Consider the following 9,118-nt stretch of genomic DNA (forward strand, 5'->3'; position numbering starts at 1 on the left):
TTGGGTGTAAAATGAAGGTATTAAATTCATTTTTTTCATTAGTTAGGTCTACTTGAGAATAGCAGACCTATTTTTTTTTGACAACAATCGGTCAACCCCGCACGCAGTAAGGGGTTGACCGATTGTTGTCTCCCCCCCAGCTCTCACAAACGACCTTAATATCAGCGAGTTCGAGAGCTAAAAAGCTTATCCAGTCTAGCTTTTAGCCATAATTGCCACCCTGTCGGGAATCGTATAGATGCTATAAACGATCTAGTAGAGTAGGAACAAGTTATGAACGCGATCGCCAACCTACCAGGCTATGAAATCACTAAGCATTTATACACAGGTACGCGCACGCTTGTGTATCGAGGTATACGGATCGCAGACCAACAACGAGTCGCCATCAAACTACTCCGAAACGAATATCCAAATTTTAACGAAGTTGTCCAATTTCGCAACCAATATACCATTGCTAAAAATCTCAATTTTACCAGAATTATCAAAACATTGGCGCTAGAAGTATATGGGAATGCCTATGCCTTGGTTATGGAAGAATTTGGCGGTATTTCATTATCTAATTATCTACAAAATATCACCGATGAAAGTTATAAATATAAATACTTATGTTTGACAGATTTTTTCGGAATAGCAATCCAACTCACAGAAACTCTGCACTATCTATACCAAAATAGAGTTATTCACAAAGATATCAAACCTGCTAATATTCTGATAAATTGCGACAGCAAAGAAGTCAAATTAATTGATTTCAGTATTTCTTCTCTGTTACCCAGAGAAACACAAGAAATTCAAAACGCTAATGCTTTAGAAGGCACATTAGCTTATCTCTCTCCCGAACAAACCGGGCGAATGAACCGAGGAATAGACTATCGGAGTGACTTTTATTCTCTGGGAGTAACCTTCTATGAATTGTTAACAAGGAAATTACCTTTTACATCAGAAGATCCGATGGAATTAGTACATTGCCATCTAGCAAAACAGCCGATGCCTATCCATCAAATTAATTCAGAAATTCCCCTAATTTTGTCAAGAGTTGTTAGTAAACTGATGGAGAAGAATGCTGAAAATCGCTATCAGAGTGCATTGGGAATTAAGCACGATTTAGAGAAATGTTTAACTCAATTACAAAAAAAGGGTGAGATTGAGTATTTTGAAATTGGACAGCGAGATATATGCGATCGCTTCATTATCCCCGAAAAACTTTACGGACGGGAAGCGGAAGTACAGCAGCTACTAGAAGCATTTGAACGCATTTCAGGGAACACCAATGATAATCCCAAATCCGAATTGGCGTTAGTTGCTGGATTTTCTGGAATTGGAAAAACCGCAGTTGTCAATGAAGTTCACAAACCCATTGTGAGGCAGCGGGGTTATTTTATTAAAGGCAAATATGACCAATTTCAACGCAACATTCCATTCAGTGCATTTGTGCAAGCATTTCGCGACTTAATGAGTCAATTACTATCAGAATCAAACGCCCAAATACAAAATTGGAAAAGCCAGATATTAAGCGCAGTAAGAGACAACGGACAAGTCTTAATTGAGGTTATTCCTGAGTTAGAGAACATCATCGGTAAACAGCCACCAGCCATAGAATTATCGGGAACTGCCGCCCAAAATCGCTTTAATTTATTGTTTCAAAATTTTGTGCAAGTCTTTACCGCAAAAGAACATCCCTTTGTAATATTTTTAGATGACTTGCAATGGGCTGATTCCGCTTCACTGAACTTGCTAAAATTATTGATGCAAGATACAGAACATCTATTGATATTAGGTGCTTATCGCGATAACGAAGTGTCACCGAGCCATCCATTCATTTTAACAGTGGATGAAATTCTCAAAACGGGAGCAACTGTTAATACAATTACTTTGCCACCATTAAGCGAACCCGATTTGAATCGATTAGTGGCAGATACATTGAATTGTGAATCATCTCTCGCCCAGCCTTTGACAAAATTAGTTTATCAAAAAACGAAAGGCAATCCTTTTTTTGCGACTCAATTTCTTAAAGCATTACATGATGACAAGTTAATTAGCTTTGATTGGGATATCCAGCATTGGCAATGCGATATTGCCCAAGTGAACGCTTTAGCACTCACAGATGATGTCGTGGAGTTTATGGCATTGCAATTACAAAAATTGCCAAAAGAAACTCAGGATATTCTCAAACTAGCAGCCTGTATTGGAGCACAGTTTGATTTGAATACTTTAGCAATTGTCAGCGAGAACTCACGGGAAAGTACGGCTACGGCTTTATGGAAAGCATTGCAGGAAGGTTTGGCGATTCCTACTACAAAAATTTATAAGTTATTTACCCAATCTGATAGTAATGAAATTTTCAAGGCTCCAGCTAATCCGACTTATCGATTTTTGCACGATCGCGTTCAACAGGCAGCTTATTCATTAATTACCGAAACTGAAAAACCCTATAATCATCTGAAAATTGGCCAATTATTATTAAGTGAATTTCCACCCAAACAACACGAAGAAAAGCTGTTTGCGATTGTCAATCAATTGAATAAAGGACGACAACTGTTAAAAGAAAAAAATCAACGTCAAGAATTAGCTGAATTAAATCTGCGGGCAGGAATAAAAGCAAAAAACGCCACTGCTTACTCAGCGGCGTTAGAATACTTTAAAATTGGTAACAAACTGTTAGTAGATAATCGATGGCAACAACAGTATAATCTCACTTTAGCTCTGACAGTAGCAGCGGCAGAAAGTGCTTATCTTCAGGCGGATTTTGAGGAAATGGAAAGATGGGCAGAAAATGTGCTGAAAAATGCGGCATCTTTATTAGATCGGATTGCCATCTACAAAGTTAAAATTTTAGCTTTCATGGCTCAAAATCAACCATTGCGATCGATTGAGACAGCCTTAGAAACTTTAGCCAGTTTAGGCGTAAATATTCCCCCATCTCCTACCCCGGCGGATATTCATAAAGTGATGAGTGAAACTCAATCACTTTATGAGGAAAAATCGTTTGAAGAATTGATAAATTTAACGTTAATGATAGATGCAGAAAAACAAGCAGCACAGGAGATATTATGTTTGGTAACACCACCCGCAGTAATAGCTAAACCCGCTCTTTTTCCCCTCATAATTTGCCAACAAGTTACGCTCTCATTAGAATACGGTAACAGTCGCTTCTCTTCTTTTGCTTATGTACATTATGGTATGATGCTTTGCGGTCTACCTAATATTGAGTTTGGCTATCAATGCGGTCAATTAGCCTTAGCTTTACTAGAGCGTTTCCAGGCTAAAGAATTGGAAGCAAAGGTACTGGGAACTTTTTATGCTTTTATCGCAATTTGGAAGCGTCATGTTCGCGAAACCGTGTCTGAATTCTTAAAAACATATCGCAGTGGTTTGGAAACAGGAGATGTAGAATTTTCTGGCTATTCAGCTACTTGGTATTGTTTGAATTCATTTTGGATTGGCAGTCATTTACCGGAACTAGAACAAGAGATGTCAATTTATAGCGATTTTTGCCGTCAAATTAAGAGCGTACCAGCCGTGCTTAAAAATGAAATGTTGCGTCAGGCTGTTATCAACCTAATAGTAAATGTTGAACATCCGCACTGTTTGAGGGGAGAGGTTTATGATACTGAAATTATGATTCCCGTTCACCAGCAAGCTGGGGATATTGCGGCGATCGGTTTGGCATATACTTATCAACTTATGCTTTGCTATATATTCGAGAAGTTTTCACAAGCTGTAGAAAATGCAAATCTCGGTCAAGAATACTTAGACAATTTCCCGCCAATAGTTTTCTTGCCTATATTCCATTTTTACTCCGGTTTGGCGCGGTTAGCCCTCTACAAAAAAGTAACAGACTCAGAAGGAGAAGCGATTCTCCAGCAGGTAGCCAGCCATCAAGAAAAGATGAAACTGTGGGCGCATCACGCACCGATGAACTTTCAACATAAATATGACTTAGTAGAAGCGGAAAAAAGCCGAGTTTTAGGACAGAAAGCCGAAGCGATCGAAATGTACGAAAAAGCAATTTCTGGTGCTAAAGAAAACGGTTACATCCAAGAAGAAGCTTTAGCTAACGAACTGGCAGCGAAATTTTACCTCGCTTGGGGAAAAGAAAAAGTTGCTACTTGGTATATGCAGGAAGCATACTACTGTTACGCTCGATGGGGAGCGAAAGCCAAAACCAACCAACTCGAACGATGCTATCCCCAACTATTGCGATCGATCCAGCAAAAAAGCCAACAATTACTCAGTATCCCACAAACAATTACCACCATCGATCGAGCGATCGATAATAATCATGACACTAGGTTGGACAGAACAACCAGCACTTCTGAAATCCTCGATTTAACCACCATTCTCAAAGCCTGTCAAGCAATTTCTAGCGAAATCCAACACGATCGACTGCTCGCCAAATTAACCCAAGTGTTAATGGAAAATGCCGGAGCGACCAAATGCGCTCTTATTTTACCATCTGACGACCAGTGGCAAATAGAAGCATTAGCTACCTTTGCAGAAGCAGAAGAAATTATTTATTTAAACTCGCAACCTTTAGAGACCACTAATGAATTACCGATTTCCCTAGTTCATTACGTTGCCAATACGTCAGAAACTCTAGTATTTGATGAGATAACAAAGCAGAAAAGATGGAGTAGCGATCGTTATATTAAAAACAACCCACCTAAAAGCGTTTTATGTTTGCCAATTCTCAAACAAAGTACCCTCATCGCCATTCTTTACCTCGAAAATAATCACACTGCTGCTGCTTTCACCCTACACCAACAGGAAATTATCAAACTCCTCAGCACTCAAATTTCTATCTCCATTGAAAACGCCTCTCTCTACCGCAACTTAGAAAAACAAGTCGAAAAACGTACTGCACAATTAAAAGCATCCGAAGCTAAATTGCAAGAAGCACACAAACTCGCTCGCCTCGGTAATTGGGAATGGGATTTGATGACAAATCAACTATATTGGTCGGACGAAATATATAAAATTTTTGGTTTGGAAAAACAACCACAAGATACCCTGTTTGAAAAACACAGAGAACAAATTCATCCGGAAGATTTTCAAACATGGCTAACGGGATTGGAACTGCTGCAACGGGAAGGCAAACCTTACGATTTTGACTTTCGGATTATCGACATCAATGGAAAAGTAAGATATATTTACGCTAAAGGGCAAGCGGAGAAAAATGCCGATGGCAAAGTTGTTAAATTGTTTGGTACGGCTCAAGATATTAGCGATCGCAAACTGATCGAAGAAGCTTTGCGATCGAGCGAAAGAGAATTGCGAGAAAAAGCCACTCAATTAGAACAAACTTTGCAAGAACTTCGGCAAACTCAATCCCAACTAATTCATACGGAAAAAATGTCGAGTTTAGGTGAGATTGTGGCGGGTGTCGCTCACGAAATTAACAATCCAGTTAGCTTTATTTACGGCAATATCGAACCCGCCAGTCAATATGTTAATGACTTGTTAGATTTGATTCACGGCTATCAAAATAGCTATCCAACATCTACACCGGAAATTGAAGAAAAAATTGCAGAACTCGATCTGGATTTTTTGGTAGAGGATTTGCTAAAGTTGTTAGGTTCGATGAAAAATGGAGCGAAACGGATTCGCGATATTGTCGCCTCGTTGCGGAATTTCTCTCGCTTGGATGAATCGGAAATCAAAGCGGTAGATATTCACGAAGGTATCGAGGCAACTTTGCTAATTTTACAATATCGATTGCATGGATTTCAAGAGAAGAATCCGACGGTCAAGTTACCGGAAATTGCGGTGATTAAAAATTACGGTAAATTGCCATTGATTGTCTGTTATCCAAATCAGTTAAATCAAGTTTTTTTGAACATTCTCAATAATGCCATTGATGCTTTGCATCAGGTCAGGATTCACGAGGTTAATTCTAATTTTACTCCTACTATTACGATTACCACAGCAATACCTGAAGATGGATTTATAGAAATCAAAATTGCTGATAACGGTGTGGGTATTCCACCTGAAATAGTGAAGAGAATATTCGAGCCATTTTTTACTACTAAACCTATGGGTTCCGGTACTGGTTTGGGATTGTATGTTAGTTATCAAATTGTAGTAGATCGGCATCGCGGCACGCTAAGTTGTGTTAGCAATCTTGGTGTGGGAACTGAGTTTATTATTAAGATGCCGATCGACCTCAAGTAAAACTCAACTGGTTTTCATCACCGCCTGTATTACTTGTGCGGTATCGATCATTAGAGATCTCCTCCAAAAGAATCTCAAACAGCAGGCAAGATGCCTACCCCACAAGAATTTTTGGAGATGTCTAATTAATCGAAAGGATATGCTTATTATACGGTTTATACTTCTATATCATTCGATCGTCGAGAGCTACTCCCAGAGCTAAAATAGAGTTAGCCGAATTTGGCTATAACAAATATGGGACAAACAATAGGTCTTTTAGCATTCCTAACTTATCTCATAGTTTCCGGTCTGAAACTAGACCGGGAATATCAACGGGGCGTTATCTTTCGCCTGGGCAGAAGTAAGGGAATCATGGGGCCAGGTATGTACTGGATTATTCCCTTAGTAGACCAAAAAACTCAGGTGGATATTCGCACCAAAACAGTGAATATCGAACCGCAAGAAACGGTCACTGCGGATAGCGTTACAATTCGAGTTAATGCTGTACTCTATTACCGAATTCTCGACCCGATGAAAGCGATTACTAAAGTCGAGAGTTATGAAATGGCGGTTTATCAAACAGCATTGACGACTTTACGCAATGTCGTCGGGCAAAATATGCTGGATGATGTGTTGCAAAATCGTGATAAAATTAACACGAAAGTACAAGAAATCGTGGATGAGATCACCGAACCTTGGGGAATCGTAATCGAACGGGTGGAAATGAAAGATGTAGAAATTCCCCCTAATATGCAGCGGGCGATGGCAAAAGAAGCAGAAGCATTACGGGAAAAACGCGCTCGAATAATTAAAGCTTCGGCTGAACAGGAAGCTTCGATTAAGTTAGCGGAAGCCTCCCGAAATATTTCTGCTAATCCGGCGGCGTTGGAGTTGCGAAGACTACAAATGTTAACGGAAATTGGGACAGAAAATAACACAACAACGATTATTATGATGCCTTCGGATATTGTGCAAGCTGCCAAAAGTTTACCTGCAATGCTGGCTAATAATAATCAGACAGCATTGCCGAAAGGGGATGAAACTGAAGCGCTTCCTTTTCAACCGGAAGTATTTCTTAACAGCGGGAAGCAAGTTGCGGAGGACGACCTCTCAGACCAGTCATAAGTTGCAGTGCATAAACTTTAATTGGGGGAACTGTTCGGAGTATCCACAAACCGAATCGACGCATGGCGACTACTGGTAACCAATTATTAGAAAATATGCGATCGAGAAAATCGGTAAATCCCAAAATTGCTAGGTTTTCTCGTTTTCGCCAAGTTTCGTAGCGTTTGAGAACTTGGATATCCCCGATATCTTCGCCTTTTTGGTGGGCAGTTTGGATAATTTCGGCTAAAGCACCTGCATCGCGAATTCCCATATTAATTCCCTGTCCGCCGACGGGGTGGCAGCAATGGGCGGCGTCGCCAATTAAGGCTAATCTGGGAAGGGTGTAGCGATCGCTCTGCATCAACTGCACTTTAAACAAAAATCGCGATCCCTCCAACTCCAATCGCCCCAACAGTCCGCCCATCCTGCGTTCCAGTTTCTCGATAAATTCCTTTTCGTCTAATACTCTCAACGCTTCCGCTTCCGCGTGAGGTGCAGTCCAAACTACCCGACAGCGATTTCCCGGTAGGGGTAAAATTCCTGTTGGGCCGCTAGGCCAAAAGCGCTCAAAAGCAGTGTTATTGTGCGGTTTTTCCGTTTTAATAGTAGCCACAACGCAAGATTGCCAATATTGCCAACCGCGAGTGCGGATACCGGCTGATTCGCGGATTTGGGACTTAGCACCATCTGCGCCTATCAGCAAACGAGTGCGGATTTTGGATTTTACGATTTCTCCGACCGTAGCAACTTCTAATTCCACCGCATCGGCTTGATATTCAACTTTTGTGACTTCAGCCGGACACAGCCACGACACATTGGGGCAATTTTGCACTAACTCCTGCAAGCAAGTCAGCACGACTTGGTGTTCTGCGACATAGCCCAGAGCATCTGTGCCCAAATCGGTGGGGTAAAATTGCACCACACCGGGATGGTCGGCATCTGATAGGCGAATGTGTCGATAAGTGATGATTTGGGGCAATATTTTCTCCCAAATGCCGATTCCCTGAAAAATTCGTTCCGAAAGCAGGGAAATGTTATAAGCTTGTCCTTTTGCCGCCGCCACAGACTGAGGTTTTGCTTCCATCAGGATTATTTTCAGCCCGGAGTCTTTTAAGGCACAGGCGAGGGTTAGTCCGGCAATGCCGCCGCCGACGATGGCTAAGTCGCAATCATAGCCCAGTTGCGGTGTGGATAGGGTTTCAGCTAGCTGTTCCAGGGCCATTTTTAAGAGAAGTTGTGAAACTATTAAGGATATATACCTAATTTTATTGTGACCGAAGCAAGCGATCGCTTTCAAGGTTGATGAGCGACTGCTTTACAGCCGTTTTCAGGCCACTGAGGTACAGAAAAACGCGGTAAAAGCTCTTATTTAGCTTGTTCTGGGGTGTAGCTGATTCGATCTCCCAGTCAGACCCACGCCCCCAGACATACAAAGCTCTAATGGGATTGATTCTTAATTTTTGGTAAAGACATTGGAATTTTCTTGCAAAAATCTGTTTCATTATGTAATAATCTTACTTAACAAATATGAGAAAAATTAGCCACAGATTTAATGAATTGTTTTCTTCGCTTAATTGCGAATATGTAGCACCTAGTCAAAAAATTCTTAACCGAACAATATTGGTCTGCCGGAACACTTAAGCCCTCGTTTTATAGCGAAAGTCGGATCGAGCGGACTAAAGAAATTTTGCTAAGAGAATTTTCCCTATGAGCGAGAGGGTTACCTGACGGGGCGACAACTATAGCTCAAAGGTAGACTGGATAAGCATTTTGGCGCGATGACCTCGTTGATAATAAGGTAATTTATGAGGACTTAAAGACATTAATTTAGCAGTTTGTTCACTAAATAAATCTAGAGATTCCA

3 protein-coding genes are annotated in these 9,118 nt (G+C 40.8%); 2 read left to right on the forward strand and 1 reads right to left on the reverse strand.

Annotated elements, in window-relative coordinates:
* The first annotated feature begins 273 nt into the window (after positions 1 to 273).
* Positions 274 to 6,168 carry an AAA family ATPase gene (locus ACE1CD_RS35445; protein WP_374827785.1) on the forward strand — a complete coding sequence of 1,965 codons (5,895 nt, stop codon included), beginning with the start codon at positions 274 to 276 and terminating at the stop codon, positions 6,166 to 6,168.
* Between the two features lie 234 nt (positions 6,169 to 6,402).
* Positions 6,403 to 7,272, forward strand: a complete 870-nt coding sequence (locus ACE1CD_RS35450; RefSeq protein WP_374795029.1) for a slipin family protein — start codon at positions 6,403 to 6,405, stop codon at positions 7,270 to 7,272.
* On the opposite strand, the gene ACE1CD_RS35455 is transcribed toward ACE1CD_RS35450, so the two are convergent.
* Complete coding sequence (locus tag ACE1CD_RS35455) at positions 7,223 to 8,476, reverse strand: FAD-dependent hydroxylase (RefSeq protein ID WP_374827786.1); 1,254 nt, start codon at positions 8,474 to 8,476, stop codon at positions 7,223 to 7,225. The genes ACE1CD_RS35450 and ACE1CD_RS35455 overlap by 50 nt on opposite strands.
* Positions 8,477 to 9,118 lie beyond the last annotated feature (642 nt).

Source organism: Aerosakkonema sp. BLCC-F183 (assembly GCF_041929145.1).
Classification (GTDB): Bacteria; Cyanobacteriota; Cyanobacteriia; order Cyanobacteriales; family Aerosakkonemataceae; genus Aerosakkonema.

What these genes read in the sequence shown, in the direction of transcription:
- ACE1CD_RS35445 (WP_374827785.1), top strand. Translation starts at nt 274, where the DNA reads ATGAACGCGATCGCCAACCTACCAGGCTATGAAATCACTAAGCATTTA.
- ACE1CD_RS35450 (WP_374795029.1), top strand. Translation starts at nt 6,403, where the DNA reads ATGGGACAAACAATAGGTCTTTTAGCATTCCTAACTTATCTCATAGTT.
- ACE1CD_RS35455 (WP_374827786.1), bottom strand. Translation starts at nt 8,476, where the DNA reads ATGGCCCTGGAACAGCTAGCTGAAACCCTATCCACACCGCAACTGGGC.